The following is a 20,094-nucleotide window of genomic DNA, read 5'->3' as shown; positions in this document are numbered from 1 at the left end:
TCACAAGAGCTATATCAAGGTATCAACATGTCCAACAAAACACTGATTGAACTGTTTGACGATTATTCCCAGAACCCAAGACAGGAATGGATCACTCACTATCGAAGAACTTGTGGCAAAGTACAACTCATAGTCGAAGGAAAAGAACGACTCGATATTGATTTTGCTAAGTACCTGTGGACAGAAAGAGCAAACGGGATATCTGGCATTGGAAACTACGGACTTGTCACAAAAGATGAGTTTGAAAAACTAAAAAATATCATCATCAATTTTACAAATGATATTTTCAAAGATTCAAGTATTAATGGTTACAAAAAAATACTCAAAAAATGGGATATCTTTAAAGCACAAGGGGTTGTTACAAGAAATCGTTTTGCCCCAATCAATCGAGTTTTTGCTGCAGCAGCACCACGCATATATTCTTCTGTTGTGAACGTAAGATATGTAAATCGCCTCATCGATTACTTAAATCAAAAGCACTCCTTTTCCATTACCAAAAAAGGAGACTGGTCTGACAAAAACTCACAGCTATTGAAGAAGATAATAGAATACGACGACATCTTCCGAAATGCTGATCCAATAATCTTGAACACCTTCATCTGGTGGCTTTACTCCACTCAGATTAAGTCCCCTGAAACCCAATCACAAGAGACTAAAGTTACACAGCCTATGAACCTAGCCACCGCTAAACCCAAGCCCCCGCTCGACACCCTCAACACCATTTTTTATGGCCCCCCTGGAACAGGAAAGACATACCGCATACAACAACTAAAAGAGCAATACACTACAAAAACAAGTAATCTTACCCCTGAACAATGGACGACTGAAATCATCGGCGATCTCCCGTGGTGGAAGATAATTGCAGCAGCACTCCACCTCAATAAAGGCAAGGCAACCGTCCCTGAAATCAGGGAACACCCACTCGTCAAGGCAAAGCTTAACATAAGCGATAATCGCAACCCCAACCAGACTCTCTGGCTCAATCTACAAGTGCATACCGTAGAAGACTCACAAACTGTAAAATATACAAAACGTAGACCTCCATATATCTTTGACAAGAAAGCCGATTCCGTATGGGAGTTACAAGAAGGCTGGAAAGATATATGCGAAGATGTGCTTAGATTGGCAAAAATGTTCTCAGCCAAACAACCACCCGATCAAATCATAAAACGCTATGAATTTATTACCTTCCATCAGTCATACAGCTATGAAGAATTTATCGAGGGAATCAGACCAGTACTAAAAGATCCATCACAGCAAGAACCTGAAGAGCAACAAAGTGAACTTGAATACGAACGAGTAGATGGAGTTTTCAAACGAATTTGCAAGAAAGCCCTTAGCGATCCAAGCAATACCTATGCGCTCTTTATCGACGAAATAAACAGAGGGAATATTTCGAAAATTTTTGGTGAATTGATAACACTTATTGAGGACGACAAACGCCGAGACTTCACCATCACAGAACCAAATGGACTTGAAATCAAGCTTCCCTATTCCCAAAAGTCCTTCTCTGTTCCCAAAAACCTGCACATCATCGGCACAATGAATACTGCGGATAGATCGCTAGCACTGATGGACACAGCACTGCGACGCAGATTTTCTTTCGTGGAAATCATGCCAAATCCGGGATGTCTTGAGGGGCAAACTGTGACTGAAGGCTCTTCAACAGTGAACCTCCCCCAACTTCTCACAATCATGAACGAGAGGATTGAAGTTTTATACGATCGAGAACACACGTTAGGACATGCCTTTTTCAAGGGGAATCAATGGAGTTCACCCTCAATTGAGGCATTGAAAGAGACTTTCGAGCAAAAAATTATTCCCCTTTTGCAGGAATACTTCTTCGATGATTGGGAAAAAATTAGGCTTGTTTTGGGAGATAATCAAAAAGGACAAAAAGAGAACCAGTTCATCACGAAGTCCGAGATCGACAACACCAGACTGTTTGGCGATGCTGAAACAAATGGTTTTGATCTTAACAAATATGAAATCAACAAAGATGCATTTGATAAGATTGAATCCTACATCCAAATTTACACCCCCAAACAAGTAAATCAGGAGTCTGAAGCGTGATCCATGTAGTCATTAAAGAGCATGGCTACATTTTTGCTCAAGGGGGGCTTCCCCCAATTAGTTCCGATGCAGAAAACTTCAAGACTGTTTCTGAGGCGGACTTTGCGTATCTAAAAACGCTCGTCCTGTCCGAGGAGAATGAAGACGCAGATAGTCTTCTCAAGCTAACGTCCATACGTCGAAAAGAGGCACTGAAATTTACAAATTACGCGGGCATTCTCCAGACTCCTGCAGGTACAATAATTGAAATTCTCCCCAAAATTTACGATCCAACAGGTAAAGAAGAACCGGAAAAGGATGCCAGACTTACATTTCTTGAAATGCTAAGCTGTTTCAAAGATCTCCAATACAAGAAAAGCGATACAGCCCTTCTAAACGAAGGTAAGACTCCGCTTCTTGAGTTTTTTATTCGTTACTTTCTCAATCAGATAACTCAATTGATTCGCTATGGGATCAGATCTGATTATGTAGAAAGGGAAGACAACCAGAGCTTTATAAAAGGGAAGCTAGCCCTACAAAAACACATCCGTTTGAACGCAGGCCATCGCGAGCGAAACTATGTGCAGTACGATGAATTCAACCCCAACAGACCTGAAAATAGATTAATTAAATCTACACTTATAAAGGTATCCAAGCTAGCACAATCAGTGCAATCACAAAAGCTTTGTAGAGATCACCTGTTCACATTTTACGACATCCCACATTCCACCAACTACATCGCTGATTTCCAACACTGCCGCGCAGATCGCAATCTTGCCCACTATGAGGAAGTGATGCGTTGGTGCCGAATCCTACTCAATAATAACGCACCCCTGCCTCAATCAGGACGAAATGAATGCATTTCAATTCTTTTTCCTATGGAAAAAGTATTTGAAGAATATGTCGCTGAGCAATTACGTAAATCTGATTGGAAAGTGAAAACACAACTCAATTCAGAGCACCTCGTTCAAAGACATAAGAATAAAAAATTTTTTGTTTTAAAACCAGACCTTGAACTAATCCGCAACGGCAGTAGGGTCATTGCCGATACAAAATGGAAAATGATCAACCCAAACATTAGTCGATACGGCATATCAAGAGCTGACCTTTACCAAATATTTGCCTATGGACATAAGTACTTCCAAGCAGATGATGAAAAAGAAGTGGCTCTTATCTATCCCAGGACAGACAAATTCACTTCCCCGATTGACTCTTTTGAATTCGAAGAAAAGCACACCTTAAGAGTACTGCCTTTCGATATTAAAAATAAAAGACTCATCCTAGATTAACATTCTCAACATACCATCCTCCCCACAACACCCGACGGCCACGCCTTTATGAGTGGGATCGACGCACCTGGAGAAGTCACATACGAGCCTAAGACATAACAATAAGGCCGTATGAATACGGCCTTATTGTTTCTACCTATTTTTTCCTCATCGCCCCGCGATCACCTCTGACCCGTCCAAATTTCCTAGCTAAAGGCTTAAGCCTATCTCGCAAAACAGCTTCGGAAACCATAGGAGCAATCTTCAATTCTAACTCAGGAACTTCAAGAAGATTTCGTGCCATCTCACTGTGATAGTATTCTGCTCCTCCTTCCCACGACATTTGAGCACAATGCAGTGCCCGCTCAATCTTGAACTCTTTCCCTAGCGTTTGGCTCTCTCTTCCCTCAGAGCATTTAAGCGAATGCATGATATCTTTAACGAAAGACAGCTCACCGCCTCGCATAGGATCTACCATCGCGGTCATCAAACCGTGCAATTGGCCATACATTAATGCAATTTCAATAACTTCAGCCTGTTCCTTGTCAAATAAAGCTTGTTTTGCAAGCCTATCCCGCAATGCCAGTGCATTCTGTGACAAAATCACCTTAGCGATATTCATTCTTTCTTTTGAATCCCCCCCGGAAAATTGTTGTTCAACAATTCGCAACAAGTCATTCAATGTCGAAAATCCATGCTCCTCTCGCAAAACTTCAACATAATCAGCCATCTCCTCCATCACTTCACGCACGTCTTCTTGTATTGATTCCAACAGCTTTGCCAATCTTTCAGCATCAATATTCTTCGACATTGGACCCTCATTTTTATGCTAGCCCGCTATTAATAAAGCACAACCTCTACACCATATGCACTTCTATCCAAACACAAGAGATATAGAGGTGACAACACTCATTCGACTTAACAACACATCAGACATTCTATACATCATAAGTCAGACTCTTCAGTGTTTCACTAGCCTCAATTGCCTTCAACGCCCCATATCACATTCTTTTTTATTAGCGCAAATGTGTCACCACATGACACATTTCATTCAAAACACCAGCCCAGCAGTAGTTTGACGTCAATTCAACACATAACAGCGATGAAAAAGTTTTCAAAAAACAAATTTTCTCGTTCCTTGTGTAGCCATCTGTGCCATTCAATCCCCCCTCCCCCCAGGGGGGGGGACTACGTAGGCCAAGGACCTCGCATGACCACGCCCACTTTGGGGCTTACCCCGTCACCTAGGCTCCCCTCAACCACCTTCGCAGCCTTCCTCAATCCCTCTGGGGCCAAGTGGCTATACCGCGTGGTCATCTTGAAATCTGAATGTCCCATCAGCTCCTTCACGCTATAAAGATCAACGCCCTTCTGTACGAGCCAGCTCGCGTATGTATGCCTTAACGTATGAAAGCAGACACGAAGACGAGGGTCTGTCACGCCCTCATTAAACAGTTCATCAACAACGCGAGTGTAGGCCTTGGAAATCCTATCAATCCTGCCTCCTGTACGACTCACAAAAACCAATCCACTACGTTGCCCGGAATGGTGCCTACGAAGCACAGCAGCAATCTCACCAGTGATGAACGCATAACGGTTCTGACTATTCTTCGGATCGCGGATCAAAATTCGCCCATCAGGGAAATCAACATCCTGCCACTCTAGGGAGGCAATCTCACCGAACCGCATACCGGAGAACAACGAGACCACAGCCATGTCGTGCGAAAGAGGTGAACGTTCTGCGAGATACTCCAACAAAAGACGAGCTTCTTGAGGAGTCAAAAACCGCTGTCTCTTGTTATCCTGCTGCGGCAAACGAACCTGCCCGCCAGGAAACGGGGTAAATACATAACCGTCACGCTGCGCCAAACTCCATATTTGAGAAATCACTCCAAAGGCATATTTGATCGTTTTAGGAGACTTACCAGCCTTGAGCATGACCTGTTTAACCTTTTCAAGCTGAAACGGCGTAAACTTCATCAGGGCGACATCAGCTAACTGCGGAGCGATCCAAAGCTTCCACAAAGATGCTTCAGTAGCTATGGATCGTGCGCTCTTCTCTCTCTGCAACGGCCAATACACATTGAGCCAAAACTCTTCAAAGGTAGTTGCCTCACGTGCTGCGACCTTTTCGGCCTCCAATCGTTCTTCCGCCTCTTCCTTTGCAAGCTCTCGATGAGCTGCAACAGTACGCAGCCCATGCCCTGTCCTGTGCGCCTCTTTCAGGTCCATAAGAATCTTAGAAGCCTTGAGCGGTGTCATTCCTTGCGACATCCATCCAAGCCCTTCCCACTTCTTCTTGCCATCAAGACGATAGGTAATCTCGATGTACAAATCAGGCTTGATACCGTGTTTCCGGGTTGCATGAGGAGTGCCGTACACCCCTGGATAGCCAGTTTTTACTCGTTTACCCATGTCCAAACCTCAGACCCACTAAGAAAATTAAAAATGAACAATTTCAACGTCGTTCAAAAAACCAGAGGGTCGCATTTTTTCAAATTCTCCCTACCATCTCCCTACCAGATACAGGCTAAAGGGGATGATTTCAAGTGAAATCCAGTGAAACACTGTAAAGTTATCATACTGTGATAACTTTACAAAATTTAAACGAGTGAAAGCCCGTGAAACATAAAAATCTGTTTTGGGACCAGAGGGTCGCAGGTTCGAATCCTGTCTCTCCGACCAAAATCAAAGGACTTGTGATTTCACATCGCAGGTCCTTTTCCTTTTGCCACACAATTATCATTCGACGCAGGCCGAGGGGGGCACTGTGTAAGTTGACACCCTATTTGAGAATTTTGCCATTTCAAAATGAGAAAAGGACCTCTGCAAGAAGTCCTTTTTTCTTAACCCAAAACCGCCTTATTATCTCAAGGCAGCCTCGCATCTATTCAACTCCGTTTCTGATATCTGACTCCGTCAAAGTTGCACCCAGCGCCTGCCAGTGCTCCAGCAAGGCTGCATGATCAAGATCTCTGCCGATCATCACCAAAAAGGGACTGCCTTCAAAGCCCTGCAGCGGCTCGAAATCAGCCCTGCCGGCAACGCATTGAGCCAACACGTATCCTGACGACTGTGGCTCACCATCATCCAGAGCGACTATCCCCTTGATCCGGAAAGGCGCTCCCGGACATGCACCAACGGCCTGTTCCAACGCTTCCAACGTAACGGGGCGAGGCATAAAGAAACGGACAGAGCTATATCCTTCCTCTGTATGGTTAGCATAGCTCTGGGGCACTGCCGGCAGAAGCCCTGCACACGATTTGCCGGTTTCAAGATCCATGAACAAGGCAGGATGAATCTGTCCTTGTGTGGTTACATGCATCATGGCCTTTGGGTTCAATGCCGTCAGCGCGGCTTTTACAGTCTCCATCGAGGCCGAGCTTATGGTGTCGCACTTGTTGCACACCACAACATCTGCTCCTCGAACCTGATCTCGCGCAATGGCGCTGGATTCCAGCACTGCCTGCACATTGGCGGCGTCAACAACGGTAACAACCGTATCCAGACGCACCAAATCGCGAATTGAACCCAATTCTGCCAGCAAGTTCAACGGATTTGCCAGCCCGGTCGTTTCGAGCAGAATGACTTCAGGGCTGAACTGTGCCGTTAACTCCCGCACGCCTGCCGCAAGACTTCCGGCGAGCGTGCAGCATACACACCCTTCATCCAGAGCAAGCACCGATGCCGAATCGCCCAGCAGGTGCTCGTCCACGCCCGTTGCCCCCACCTCGTTCTGGATGACCGCCACAAAGCGCTCTCTGGCGCGGTGATATTCGATGCAGTTGTTCAGAAAGGTAGTTTTTCCGGCACCCAAAAAGCCGCTGACGACAATAAGACCGGGGCGTTTATCGGCAAGAGACGGATACAATCTGGCACATGCGGGGGAATCGAGATCATGCGTCTGCCAACAGGGAGCACTTGCCCAGCCATCCGGCAAATCCTGCGCTGCGCATGAACCTGCGTCATACTCGGCCCGGGCGACAATGGCAGCTTTTGCCAACTCTTGCTCGACAGACAAAGACATGTCCCATTCGGAAGAATCATGACAGGCTTCATGATACAATGCCGCTACCAGCGCGTGCGCTTCACCCCAAACAAGATCATCGGCGACAAGCTGCGTTTCAACTGAATCCTCCGTTGAAGCATCACGAACCATCGTTCCATCGGCCTGCCTATGCAGCAGCGAGCCGCCCCGCTCCGTCCGGAGAAATAATGATGGCGCCTGCTTTGTACATGCAGAAACGGCAGCAGCCACAACATCGAACAACATGCGGCAAAGGGCATATGCAGGCAGGTCTTCTTCCAGAGCACCGGGGGGGATTATCCATCCGGCTTCAAGGCTCCCTACACCACAATCAGAAACCATCCGCCTACGCCGTTCGGCGCACAGGTGCAGCCCCAGTTCCGAAGTACTCAGGGGGCAACTGATCTGCAGTGTGCCTATACGGAACAGGGATCGTAGAGTTTCATCCGCTACAAAATCCCTAATTCCCTGCGCATAATCAGCCCGTTGCACAGCCACGGCAGCATCAATGCGCAGAAGGTCACACACGTCCTCTTCTTGGTCGGGGAAGTAATGGATGCCGAACCTTCCAATCCTTACGACATCTAATCCGCCCCCCCCCTCCCACGACAGACCGAAAATCCCCGGCCCGCCTGAAATACGACACGTAAAGGCGCCCTCTCCCCCCTGACACCGTGCAATCCCCACCCACCTCACCAACCGGCGGAAACGGTTGTCCCTGCAGGCAACGGCTATGGCGTTTACAGGCAGATCCCGCAAATGGGCATAGGAAACCTCATCCGCTCCCGGCGGAATAAAAAAATCCGTAATCATATGACATTCCCGAAAAAGGGTGAGGCTGACAGCCCCACCCTTCCGTATTGCATAGTTAGAACGTGATGGTATCGCCGTTGCCCAGATAGTCCTTGGAGGAGGACCGGTAACGCGCCGTGCCGCGAACAACGGGATAACCGCGTTCGATGAACTTCTTTGCGGTGAGATGGCCCGTGCAGTGGTTGCATCCGATGTGCTCGAAGTTCCACTTGCCCAGCGAAATGACCAGGTCGTCGTATTTGGGATCCCAGTCTTCAAAAGGCGAGATGTGCAGACCACCGTACAGCCCGTAGAACCTGTCGTTATCATACTTCAGGTCGGTGTATGCGTAGTCTGTCATCTGCAGAAGACCCTGATGGCAGCAGCCCGAAACCAGCACGAGCCCCTTGTCCTTGACGTTGAAGGCAAGCGATGTTTCGCCGAACACGCGGTTGATGATCGGCACATCAAACTTGAGCACGGCCATGCCGGGCATGATCTGATGCATAGGTTCTTTCTGAATGAACGGAGTTCCCTTGTATCCGCTGTCCTTGATGTACTGCAGACCTTCCTTGTAGAAACCATCATGGATATACATGGGAATACGGTTGTCGTACTTCATGGTGACAGGCAGGCCCCAGAAGTGGTCCCAATGTTCGTGCGAGATGAACAGACCTTCAATCTCCCGCGCTTCCAGCATCTTGTCGATGCCTTCGCGTTTGAAGCTCTTGTCCATCCATTCGTATGACCAGCCGGAATCAAGCAGGAAATTATGCTTGGTGCCGTCCAGCGCCTCCACAATCAGAAGGCAGGAGAATCCGCCCGGATTGTCGGGGTGCAAGGCAACCTTGCGCTGCAGTTCCCATGCTTTTTCAAGATCGTGGGGGATCAGATCCTTGATGGTGGCCATTGCGGAATCATACGATCCCTGCGCGGTACCCCTGCCATTGGCAAAGGGCGCCCAGTTCAGCGTGTACTGGTTCACCAGCAGACCGCCCGCGGCGTGAATATCACCGATAAGGTCCGCATTGCTGAACCAGCTGGTTTCCGAGATGTTCACTACCTTGACGCTTCGCACGGCACCGAAGTCCTGAAACTTGCGTTCTGTCTTGGGCAACCTGTCGTAGGCTGACTGGGTGTAGGAATACAGCCCCATAGAGGCGAAGGCACCTGCGCACACCCCGGTTGCAACACCCTTGACGAAGTCGCGCCGGTTCATATTGGTATCTTTCATTTTTTACTCCTGCGCTGCCTTACTTGATTATTTGCACCGTTTCGCCGATCCACGGCAGAATGCCGATCACGATGACATACAGCCCCACGCCGCAGGCAGTGCCCACAAGAAGCCCCTTGCCGAGTGCGGGTGACCAGCGAACGTCACTTGCGACCTTCTCTTCTTCCACTTCCTTCAGCTCTTCCTGTGTCTTGGGAACAGCTTTCCAGCCGGGCCATCCATCCATGAACCACATGTTGATCAGAAAGATGTTGATCAGCCAGATCATGGGAATCATGGGGAACTGCTGAGGATGTGAGAAACCCTTCTGGGTGCCGAGAAAGAGGTGCGAGGTCTTGTAATAGATCACGTACACAACCACTGCGAGAGCGGCAGTCAGGAAGGTACGGATGCAAACACGCACGGGACGGCTGAAGTTATTGGGCCAGTTGCCGCAGTAGAAGCTGAGGAACAGCGTGGGGAGCAGCCAGAAAATGGCCATTTCACCAACGTGCAGCCAACGCCAGTCAGGTGCCGCAAGACGGCGGGTGCCACGAACCGTTTCACCCCATACGAGGTCCTGCGCATAGTACAGGAAGAAGCACAGTGCCAGAGCGATCAGGATAATACCGAAGAAGGATGCCGTGCGGCGCAGCCAGTCGGTCTTGATCAGGTTAAAGGGATAGCGCTCCCAGATGGTCTCGAACTGCCAGACAACCACGGTGCAGCACATGATCCATGCAATATGGAAGTTACCGGATACGGTGTTGGCAAAGCCTTCCCAGTAGGGCGGCGTGATGGCGGTATATTGCTGCCAGGGGTAGAACAGAATCGCCATGTGGGAATGCATGGTGACAAAGTAGACGATCATGCTCAGAAAGAACGTCACCAGAAGGATGGTGAGCCCCTTTGCAGGCTGCTTGAGTTTGTTCCACGGTGCGCCTTCACAGGCGACAATCCAGCTGGGTGACAGCCACGAGGCTATGGCCGCAAACATCATGATAGCTTCCGTGGCATATTCCAGCGCATAAAACTCGGTAATACCCATGGCTTCAAGCCGTTCGGGATTAAAGTAGGCAATGCCGTAGTTGCCAAGGAAATCGATAAAGAATCCCTTGATGAGCAGCACCATTGCGGCCACGCTGACCAAGGTAAGCACCGCGCCTTTTATGAGAGGATGCGTGCGCTCAAGCCATGTCCTCTTGAAAGGCCAGAAGTCGAAGATATACGCAAGCCAGATGAAGAGGATGAGCATCCAGCGGCAGACCATGTACCCCACATAGGGCGTATACATGCGGAAAATACCGCGCGGGTCCTGAAAAATCCACCACGTGACGTAGAAGAACACCGCCATGATAAGCGTGTTCACCAGTGCAGGCCATGGTCCATTCCAGCGTTTGACCAGCCTGCGGCTTTCAAGGTACAAAATACCGTTGCTGTCCCTGTCCATAAGGAACTCCCCTGCGGATGATGGCATCAGTGTCGGGGCCAGACTTGGCGGTCGCCCCGGCACATCTTCAATCAGCCGCATTGTTAGATGTTACCTTTGAAGAAAACCTTCGTACCAATTCCTCCTGAGCCAATGTCGCAGGATCAATTCCAGCTTCCATAGCCCGCATGTAAGCCTGCCGAAGACTATCCGCACTCTGCTCGACGGGGGCTTCTTCAGGCTGCCTTGCAGCCGGTTGAGTCCGGTTGCCTCTCCACAACTGCAAAAAATTTCTACGCGTCATCATCTGGTCCGCCTTTTCTCCAGCCAACTACCCTGTCAGCCAGTCTGTCGGCTGGCCTATGAGATGGTCCGCCAACGGGTCCCTCAGCTGGTCCGTCAACTGGTCCGGGCTTCCGTATTTTGCACTCTCCCATGAGCATAGTGCCAAAGGCCTCAATACTGGCCGCAGCCAGACCGGTTGCCCGGACAATCTCGCGCTGCCGCATGGCCTGCAGCATTTCCACATGTTCCGCAAAAAAGTGCTGCAAGAAATCGGGCATAAGCTCCGGTGCAGCAATCAAGGCGCCGCAGCTTCGCCCCGCCTGAGCTATGTCGGCAACGGCACCGCTTAACAGCGCGTTGCCGCAGATGCCTGCCAACACGTTATAAAACGCCATCAGCCCCTGCCATGCCTCGTAGGGATTCCTGTCTACCAGTGCCCTGCCAAGGCGTGCGGTAACGCGCTCTATACGCTCGTGCTCAGCGTCACTGGCCATACGGCAAGTTCGACCGACAAGCGCAGGTCCCAGCGTTTCAAGTGCCTCAAAAGCTTCCTGAATACCTGCCTCGCCACCAGCATTTTCCGTCAGGGCGCCTTCCCGCAGATAGGCCCCGCTGCGGGTGCGGATCTCCACAGTACCGCGGGCCGACAAAGCGGCCAGAGCCTCTCTCACCGTATTGCGGCTGCAGCCGAACCTGTCCGCAAGCGGGCGCTCGCCGGGAAGCTTGCCTCCCGGCTTGATGCCGATTTCATGAATCAACTCTATAACCTGCTCTGCAACTACACTTGCCGACTTCTGCATATCTGGCCCAACCAGTTTACTCTCTTTTCATTTCCAAATGTTATGGATGCAAGACTAGCCATACAGCCATATGGTGGCAATAAAGAAAACACAAAAAACACCATCTGGCCCAACCAGTGAAACGTTCTGTGACAAAACAACAACAATATATGCAACAATGTAAAAATACAGAGTGGCACAACACCGACAAAATACAGTATAGAAAATCAAACCATACAACACGCAACATACCGAAATATAACCTTAGACATAAAAAAAGACGCCCTCAGGCGTCCGTTTTCATATCCATACTAATACCATTTAAAGATAACATCTCCCAAAAGCACTTACACACTGGTACGACCAGAACAGCCGGACCTTGGCTCCTATGCCAAAGCAGGCAGACCAGATGTCCCTTCCGGCTCCCCTCAATGCATTTGCATTATCAGTCGTTGCTGAGTCGCTTTAGCCGGTCGGCCAACTGTAACAAGGCATCCTTGCATGCCGGAAGCCCACCGGAACTGAATGCCCCACCCTTCGTGGAACAATAAATCAGAACATAGGCCAGCTCGTCCTCTTCATAGTACGGCTCTGCATAGTATGAATGGATACCACCCGGAATGAACAGCGCCCAATCAATGGGACGGATACTGCGTATGGTTTCCTCAACCACCATATGTGACAGAGAATACTGAACAAGATTCTCCGCTATGGAACCAATATAGGGATAGCAGGTGTGAGGCACCATGCCCTTGAATGGTTCGCCTACCCCGGTCACCTCAACGCGGTTCTCCGAAGCGTATATATGCGACAGCATTACCCCTTCAGCCTTCAATCCTTCCGGCTGGTGTTCCAGCAAGGCTTGCAACGCCTGCACCTCTGTCTGTGCCTTATCCAACGCCTGGCACAGTTTAGCGCAATCGCCTTCTAACAATACTGGGGCAGAAAACGCCGTCAGGACCGGCTCAATCCCCACCCACAACAAATTCGTGCCATCACAGGCGCCTGCCCGCAGCCGAACATCACACTGCCTGCGGATGCCGGATGCATCCCTGAAAGCCAGCGGACCGCGCCAAGTCGTATTGAATATAAGATGTTCATACATGCTGCGCCGGTACTGCTCGCTTGCCCCTTCAATCATGCCATCAAACGAAGGAAAGTCTGCCACAGCCCCATATCCGAGAAAACTGCGGGCAGCGGCATTGGCGGCCACAACTTTCTTGCCGGAATACTCCACAAGCAGGGAGGGCTGGTCCAGCAGTTCAAGACTGTCCGGCCGCATGGTTGCAGCCCCTCTGTCTTCAATGGAGCCCACCAGCGAAGCACACTCTCCTATCATCCCCACATAGCGGGACGATTCGTTCTGCACAGGCTGCCCCTTCAGAAAAAGCCAATGCCAGAGGCCTGCCTCGTCACCCACCCTGAATGCGACAGTTGCAGGTTGCAAAGCCCTGACACTGTCCATGGCACCGTAAAAAGCCCCGAGGTCGTCGGAATGAACAAGCGTTTTCGCCAGAGTAAGGTCCTTGAGCACAAGAGGAACCTTGTTGCCCAATCCCGGTATCTTATAGTCATTGGTGAGCACTATCTCATTGAACGCAGCATCAATGTGCCACATCAATGCCGGTATCAGCGCAAGATAGGTTGCCAGTTCGTGCTGCAATTGCCTGACGCTGTGAGTCGTATTCTCGTATCGGGTGTCCAAATTCTCGCTCCTCGCTGCTTGTCCACATACGGACTGCATAGCGGCTATCAGAAACAGCGCAAGGTGACCAGTTGTAATCAGACAGACTCGGGTCTGAATTGCACGCCTAGCCCCCCCCTTTGCCAATCCACGTCTTTGCAAAAGGGCCAGCTATTCATGGGCCTAAATCCAAAGGGGAGGCTCCTGCAAGCCTCCCCTCATTCCATTCAGTCTCTGAAAGACAGCGTATTCCTAAAACGTCCGTACAGAGCGATGCTACTCACCGAATTCGCCACCATGCAGCGTTCCCAGCTTGCGAGCCAGTTCTCGCAGAACCGGTTCGTCCAGACTTGTGCAGCGCAGAACCATGTTGCTGAATGCTATTGCGGGCGTTTTATCCGCAAGCCCTCGACGGGAAATCTCAAGATAGCAGGACACCTCATGGACACAGGCAGGCACGCCCTCGCTTCTCAGAAGGGCACGCAGGCGTCCTGCCGCCTGCTGCACCTGACGGGTATCCGGGTCCAGAACGGTTATCTGGAGTTCCGGCATGTCGCTCTACCCTTTCGAACCCTGCATCTGGCTGTGAATATGCCGCTCCGCTTCCAGAGCAGCCACGGTTCCGTCCGCCATGGCAGTGGTTATCTGCCGGTACTTCTTTCGGCGAACATCGCCCGCGGCGTAGACTCCGGCAACGGAGGTAGCCATAAGCTCATCCGTGACTATGTATCCGTCGTCATCCAGTGCAATCTGCCCGCTGAACATCTCTGTACCGGGCTGCTGCCCCATGAAGACGAAAATGCCGTCAAAGGTCTGCACCTCTTCTTCACCGGTCACCACGTTACGCAAGGTAACGCTGCGCAGGCTGTCGCTGCAGCACACGGCGGCGACCTCCGTGGAATGCCGGACTTCCGCATTGGAGCGAGCCATCAACTGGTCCTGTGCGGTGCGTGCGGCGAAGAAGCGATCCATCTTCTCCACGAGCACCAGTTCGGAAACACCCTGATCCAGCAGAGCTATGGCCTCGTCAAATCCGCTGTTGCCACCGCCGACAACGAGCACGCGTTTGCCCACATAGGCCGCACCGTCGCAGATGGCGCAAAAATGCACCTGCTCGCATTCGCCCGCCACTTCAAGCGGCACAGGCTTGCGCCCCGTAGCGATAATGACGGCTTTGGCGGTATAGGTCTCGTCATCTGCGACAATTGCCTTTTCGGCACCGCCAAGGTCTATGGAATCAATGCACACGGCTTCTTCCACATCCACGCCGAGCTCCTCTACCTGCTCCTGAATGCGTGCGGTAAGTTCAAGGCCGCCTATGCTTTTGTAGGAAGGCATATTCTCAACGACACGGGTCCAGTTGACGAGCCCTCCGCAGGCATTCTCATCAAGGATGAGCACGCGCAGGCTGGCACGCGCCGCGTAAATGGCAGACGTCATACCGGCAACGCCCCCGCCGAGAATGATCAAATCATATGCGTGACTCACAAAAGACTCCTGATCTGCGCGTTGCTAAATGGATGCGTGCAGGGCTGCAAGTTCACGGGGGTTCATGATACCGGACTGGATCTTGGCCACCTTGCCCCCGCGTATGAATACCAGCGTGGGAACACGCTCAAAACCCAGCTCCTGCAGCAGTTCAGGGTGCTTTTCGCTGTCTACGCTGCATACCTCAACGGCAGGTGCCTTGGCGGAAAACTTGAGCAGAACCTTTTCCATGTTCTTGCAGTGCGGGCACAGTTCCTTGTGAAAGAAGATGATGGCATCGCCAAAGCTTTGGAACCGCTCCGCGAGGTGGGCATCGCTTATCGTGCTGATCGTAGTCATTATCGTTCTCCAAAAAAATCCTGATTATTCGTATGCAATGGCTGCCAGTTCATCCACGTTGAGAACATGTATCCTGTTCCTGTCCAGCATCCGAATCAGGTTCATATGCTCAAGCTCCTTGAGCGCCTTGTACAGCGTGGCCCTGTGCACCCCGAGGATGCTGGCGATATCGCGCATGCGCAATGAGCCCAGCGAGATGATCTCGTTATCCTCCAGAGGCATGGAGTTATAGCGGAGCAGTATGAACTTGACGATACGCTGGTACAGGCTGTCCAGCCCGAGCGTTGCGGACTGGTTGCTGAGCGCGCTCACCTTTTCGGCGAGGGTGCGGATGATGTCCTTGGCAATTTCCGGATGCCTTGCGAGCATGCCGTCTACCGCCTCGCGGGAAAAACTGTAAACCACCGCGTCCTGATGGCAGATGAAAAAACTGAGTATGGGCTGGTGCATGAAGAAAGGCACCTCGCCGAACAGCGTATTCTCTTCAATATGCATGATAATCTTTTCCGCGCCGCCCCATGACGCACGCTTCATGCTCACCACGCCGGATTCGAGATAATACAGCCTGTTTACCAGCTCCCCTGCATCGATGATAATATCACCATGACGAAACTCCTTTCTCTGGCCCAAGTGCAGCACCTGTTTCCAGACGTCACTATCGACCTTGATTCTCCAGAATTCATCAACCTGTTGCGTATGCATGGTGTTTCCTTTCAATGCAGGAGAGCCGCTTGCCGTGCCGGTTCTGCCTAAGACGTTCTGAGCTCTCCGATATAGAGCTTGAGCATCTGCAGCAGTTCCTTGGCCTTTTCCGGCTGCTCTTCGATAATATTCTTCAACTGGAACTGGTCGACCTTGCGGTCATACAGCTCGTCAGTACCGGGAACGCTGACTTCCGCTCCGGGAACGCAGGTCCACATTTCTTCCTTCACTTCCAGCTTGGCAGACTGGGCACCGGCGTTGCCGCCGGAACCGGAACCATCGTAGAATATCCGGTTCATGGAATCCGTGTCTATTTCCTTCTGCAACCAGTGAATATAGCTGTAGTAGTGCGTAATGATGGACCATGACATGCCATAGTATCCTGCAATGGCAAAGTCACGGATTCGGTCCACCTCGCCGCGCATCAGCGGCAGCAGGCTCATGCCGTGCAGGTCTTCGGCCCCGTAGGTCTGAATGCCTTCATGGCCGGTCTGCTCCAGCGCATCCTGACTCAGGCCGAGAGCGTCGAGAACCGTGGCGGTGATGTCCACGTTCTGCACAAAACTCTCCACACGCTTACCGCCTTCCACGCCGGGCAGGTGCACCAGCAGCGGGACGTGCACGAGTTCCTCATAGGGCCAGGGACGGCACTTGCGCATGAGGCCGTGTCCGTGCTCGCCGGACCCCATGGGCTGACCATGGTCCGAAGTCACGATGATCATGGTCTCATCCCACAGCCCCTGTGCCTTCAGGGAATCAAACAGCTTGCCGAGCCACTTGTCGATGAGGGTAACCTTTTCGGCATATAGAGCACGGATATGCTGGCACTCTTCTTCGGTCATCACGCCTTCGATCTCGGTCCATGGGGCGAGCAGCAAGGGGTTGCCCTTGTAGTCCGGATTGTAGGGGCAGGGCTTGCCTTCCCAGATTGACGGCGGATCCCACGGTTCATGCGGGTCAAAGGAGTCGAGCCACAGGAAGAAGGGACGGTTGGGATCGCGCTTTTCCTTGATCCACTTGTCGGCCTCGCTGATAACGACCGAGCCGTAGTTGTCGGCATCGGAAGTCCAGTTCTGGCGCTGGCGCAGATAGCATTCCGCCTCGCGGATAAGCGACTTGCTGGAAGCATCGTACTCGCCGTTTTCATCCTTCGTCAGCCAGCTGGGCGAAAGGTAGTCTTCACCCTTGAATTCCGGATTCAGCGGAACCTTGCTGAACGTCTCGTGATCAAGCTCATGGCCGTTGCAGAACCGCACATAGTCGAAGCCGCGTGAATAGCCGTATTTGGGAAGGCGCATGGGCGGCGTGTCATACACAAGCGCGGTCTGCACCTCGCGGCACCACAACAGGTCGGTGATGGTGGTGTCTTCGGTGGTCAGCGGACGCCAGCCGCTGTAAGGCAGTGTGAACCGGCCGGTCATGATGGCACGGCGGACAGGTATGGTGGGCAGGCCTTCGCTGTAAGCGTTTTCGAACAGAAAGCCCTTTTCGGCAAACTTGTCCAGATTGGGGGTCTTCACATCCTTGTTCCCGTAGCATCCAAGGTAGTTGAACTGCAGGGTATCAAGCATGATGAACAGAACGTTCTTTATATTCTTCTGAGACATGATCAATCCTTTAGCTATTCAGCTCTGTCGGGATTACTTCCCTGCAAGAGGGCGAACCCGTTCACCTTTTCTATTGAAAATTCCAAATCCGGTTACGGCACATCCGATGGATATGAACGGCACCACAATGTTCAGGAAGGCATACGGCATGAACTCCACGGCGCTTACGCCGAGAACCCCGAGGATGTAGAACGCGTGCACGCTCCAGGGAACCAGCGGACAACCGAGGGTGCCTGCATCTTCACAGGTTCGGGAAAGCACCTCGGGAGCGAGGTCCGCATCCTTGTAGGCGTCGGCAAACGCGCGGCCGGGGACAACCACGGCCAGAATCTGGCTGCCCGTGCCAAGCAGAATGATGTAGGAGGCAATGATGGTGGAAGCCACAAGGCGGGTTGCACTCTTGGCACCTCGCAGCATGGCCTCAAGCAGCACTTCAAGCACGCGCGCCTTTTCCAGTATGCCGCCGAACGCCATGCCGGAGGTAAGCAGAAGAATGGTCACCATGATGCTCATGAGACCGCCGCGGGAAAGCAGCTTGTTCAGTTCGGGCGAACCGGTCTTGGCCTGATAGCCCTTGGTCAGCTGGGATGCCAGCTCGGCCACGGTTGCTCCTTCCACAAGAGCTATGGCAAGCGCGCTGACAACGCAGATAACCATCACCGGCAGAACGGGCAGGCGTCTGTAAGCCAGCACGATCATAAGCACCGGCGGAATGAATGCGATGGGTGAAAGGCTGAAGGAGGCTTCTATGCTGGTGAGAATGGGCTGGATGTTGTCCATGGTGGCGGCGCTGCCGTCGTGCATGGTGCCGAGAATCCAATAGCCCACAGTGGCAATGACCATGGCTGGCACGGTGGTCCAGAGCATGGACGAAATATGATTGAACAGCGGGGTATCACACACGGTTGCCGCAATGTTCGTGGAGTCGGATACAGGAGACATCTTGTCGCCGAAATACGCACCGGAAACTATCGCCCCCACGGTCCAGGCAGGGTCGTAGCTCATGGCACCGCCAACGCCCAGCAGCGCCACACCGATGGTGCCCATGGTGCCGAAGGAGGTGCCGGTAGCGAGCGAGGCTACCGCGCACAGAAAGAAAGTGGAAACAAGAAAATGCTCAGGGGATATGAGCTTGAGTCCCCAATAGATAATGGCGGGAATGGTGCCGGATGCCATCCATGCGGCGATAATCATGCCCACCAGCATGAGAATGGCCACGGCGAGCTGGATTCTGCCCACAGCCGAGAGCATGCCTTCCTGCAACTCTTCCCACGTATAGCCGATGCGCAGAGACATTATGCCTGCCAGCGCCACGGCAACCAGCAACGGCAACACGGGAGGACGCACCCCGACCCATACCGTTCCATACAAGATAACCGCAACCGGCAGCAGGAACGTCAACAAAGCCCACAACAACGTTGGTTTTCTTTCCCCAGAAGTCATTGCAACTCCTTTCAACCCTTCATTTTTATGTATTTTTGGTGAGAGGAACTGCCATATTTCTTCTCACTCCTCCATCATTGGCCCATAGGCTCTTCCATTGCGACTGAATGGTACCCTCAAATCAATCCTGAAGTCTGTTGCAAATGCGACACTTCAGGAAAAAAAGCCCAATCCGTAACGATTTGTACCGGCCTGAAACTCCTTCTGCATCCGGCCTGTCACGGGATTGCCCACCATGATGCACGAAACAGCTGACCGCAGACAAAAAGGACCTGCTGGCAATGCCTGCAGGTCCTGTGTCACGCATGTGGTTGTGCTACACTCGCACAGGGAAAGACGGAGGAAGAAGGATTACAAAGTTAAAGGGATTCATGAAGAAAACAAACCCGCCTTCAAATACGGTCGGGCAAAACATCACACACAACGTAGAGCATGGGCCTGCGCACGACGACGAGCGCGGCATGACGCTCAGCATCGCGCACCTGCCCGCAGGCTAAGCCCAATTCCCCCCTACCCCTCCACAGCCATGGCGCACGCCTGATCGGCAAGGCCAACGAGCAGACCATCCATCTTGAGTATGATGGGGTTATCTGCGGCAAGCCCGTAGCGGCTGGCCAGTACAGAAGCGGGGGTATAGACCAGCTCGCACCCGCCCCTGATTTCCCGCAGCAGCACCCGCAGCGGCAGATCAAGCGCCAGATCCGGTGCCTGCAACATGAGCGGTGTTCCGGCCTGCGGGTTGCCGAAGACGATAAGCCGTGTCTCCGGCATGGCTAGGCCGGCATCCTCGGCATTCTGCTTATGATCAATGGTTGCAAAAATATCTATGCCACGGTCTCTCAGGGCATCAAGATATGCACGCCACAATGCCACGGTATCTGCCGGGCAAAAACGGACAATCAGTCCGGATTCATTCATTATCAGCTCCTTTTCCTTGGCGCGGTTCCATGACGGTATCGCGTGAAGTCAATTTCAATCAGCATGGT

16 protein-coding genes are annotated in these 20,094 nt (G+C 51.7%); 2 read left to right on the top strand and 14 right to left on the bottom strand.

Annotated elements, in window-relative coordinates:
• Window positions 1-27: 27 nt before the first annotated feature.
• Both HUV30_RS10375 and HUV30_RS10370 read left to right on the top strand, forming a co-directional pair.
• Window positions 28-2,073 carry an McrB family protein gene (locus tag HUV30_RS10375; RefSeq protein ID WP_174405354.1) on the top strand — a complete coding sequence of 682 codons (2,046 nt, stop codon included), beginning with the start codon at window positions 28-30 and terminating at the stop codon, window positions 2,071-2,073.
• Entirely contained in the window at window positions 2,070-3,341 is a 1,272-nt protein-coding gene (locus HUV30_RS10370) for an McrC family protein (protein WP_174405353.1), read from the top strand. Before HUV30_RS10375 ends, HUV30_RS10370 begins: the two co-directional genes overlap by 4 nt.
• 136 nt (window positions 3,342-3,477) lie before the next feature.
• Here HUV30_RS10370 and HUV30_RS10365 read toward each other — a convergent pair whose 3' ends face one another.
• The 14 genes from HUV30_RS10365 to HUV30_RS10300 all read right to left on the bottom strand — a co-directional run bounded on the left by HUV30_RS10365 (window position 3,478) and on the right by HUV30_RS10300 (window position 20,026).
• A complete protein-coding gene (locus tag HUV30_RS10365) occupies window positions 3,478-4,131 on the bottom strand; it encodes a hypothetical protein (protein ID WP_174405352.1) in 654 nt (217 codons plus the stop codon).
• Between the two features lie 377 nt (window positions 4,132-4,508).
• Window positions 4,509-5,735, bottom strand: coding sequence for a tyrosine-type recombinase/integrase (locus tag HUV30_RS10360; RefSeq protein ID WP_174405351.1), 1,227 nt, complete (start codon window positions 5,733-5,735; stop codon window positions 4,509-4,511).
• Between the two features lie 472 nt (window positions 5,736-6,207).
• On the bottom strand, window positions 6,208-7,578 hold the full coding sequence (locus tag HUV30_RS10355) for a CobW family GTP-binding protein (RefSeq protein WP_174405350.1): 1,371 nt from the start codon (window positions 7,576-7,578) through the stop codon (window positions 6,208-6,210).
• A 637-nt stretch (window positions 7,579-8,215) separates the two neighbouring features.
• Complete coding sequence (locus HUV30_RS10350; protein ID WP_174405349.1) at window positions 8,216-9,373, bottom strand: MBL fold metallo-hydrolase; 1,158 nt, start codon at window positions 9,371-9,373, stop codon at window positions 8,216-8,218.
• Between the two features lie 19 nt (window positions 9,374-9,392).
• Window positions 9,393-10,802, bottom strand: coding sequence for a hypothetical protein (locus HUV30_RS10345; protein ID WP_174405348.1), 1,410 nt, complete (start codon window positions 10,800-10,802; stop codon window positions 9,393-9,395).
• Window positions 10,803-11,074: 272 nt separating this feature from the next.
• The gene (locus tag HUV30_RS10340; protein ID WP_174405347.1) at window positions 11,075-11,866 is read right to left on the bottom strand and encodes a FadR/GntR family transcriptional regulator; all 792 of its coding nucleotides are present in this window, start codon (window positions 11,864-11,866) and stop codon (window positions 11,075-11,077) included.
• 424 nt (window positions 11,867-12,290) lie between these two features.
• Window positions 12,291-13,550 (bottom strand): diguanylate cyclase, encoded by a 1,260-nt coding sequence (locus tag HUV30_RS10335; RefSeq protein WP_174405346.1) that lies wholly within the window; start codon window positions 13,548-13,550, stop codon window positions 12,291-12,293.
• 255 nt (window positions 13,551-13,805) lie between these two features.
• A complete protein-coding gene (locus HUV30_RS10330) occupies window positions 13,806-14,081 on the bottom strand; it encodes a hypothetical protein (RefSeq protein WP_174405345.1) in 276 nt (91 codons plus the stop codon).
• Between the two features lie 6 nt (window positions 14,082-14,087).
• Window positions 14,088-15,017, bottom strand: coding sequence for an NAD(P)/FAD-dependent oxidoreductase (locus HUV30_RS10325; RefSeq protein ID WP_174405344.1), 930 nt, complete (start codon window positions 15,015-15,017; stop codon window positions 14,088-14,090).
• Window positions 15,018-15,041: 24 nt separating this feature from the next.
• Window positions 15,042-15,356 (bottom strand): thioredoxin family protein, encoded by a 315-nt coding sequence (locus HUV30_RS10320; protein ID WP_174405343.1) that lies wholly within the window; start codon window positions 15,354-15,356, stop codon window positions 15,042-15,044.
• A 24-nt stretch (window positions 15,357-15,380) separates the two neighbouring features.
• Window positions 15,381-16,058, bottom strand: a complete 678-nt coding sequence (locus tag HUV30_RS10315; RefSeq protein ID WP_174405342.1) for a Crp/Fnr family transcriptional regulator — start codon at window positions 16,056-16,058, stop codon at window positions 15,381-15,383.
• A 47-nt stretch (window positions 16,059-16,105) separates the two neighbouring features.
• The gene (locus tag HUV30_RS10310) at window positions 16,106-17,665 is read right to left on the bottom strand and encodes a sulfatase family protein (RefSeq protein WP_174405341.1); all 1,560 of its coding nucleotides are present in this window, start codon (window positions 17,663-17,665) and stop codon (window positions 16,106-16,108) included.
• A 33-nt stretch (window positions 17,666-17,698) separates the two neighbouring features.
• Window positions 17,699-19,108: a Na+/H+ antiporter NhaC gene (gene nhaC, locus HUV30_RS10305; RefSeq protein WP_174405340.1), complete on the bottom strand. Its 1,410-nt coding sequence runs from the start codon at window positions 19,106-19,108 to the stop codon at window positions 17,699-17,701.
• A 510-nt stretch (window positions 19,109-19,618) separates the two neighbouring features.
• Window positions 19,619-20,026, bottom strand: coding sequence for a DUF302 domain-containing protein (locus tag HUV30_RS10300; RefSeq protein ID WP_174405339.1), 408 nt, complete (start codon window positions 20,024-20,026; stop codon window positions 19,619-19,621).
• Window positions 20,027-20,094 lie beyond the last annotated feature (68 nt).

The sequence above is a fragment of the Desulfovibrio subterraneus genome (assembly GCF_013340285.1).
Taxonomy (GTDB): Bacteria; Desulfobacterota; Desulfovibrionia; order Desulfovibrionales; family Desulfovibrionaceae; genus Halodesulfovibrio; species Halodesulfovibrio subterraneus.
The sequence above is the reverse complement of the archived record's forward strand: the minus strand, read 5'-3'. Positions and strand labels throughout refer to the sequence as shown.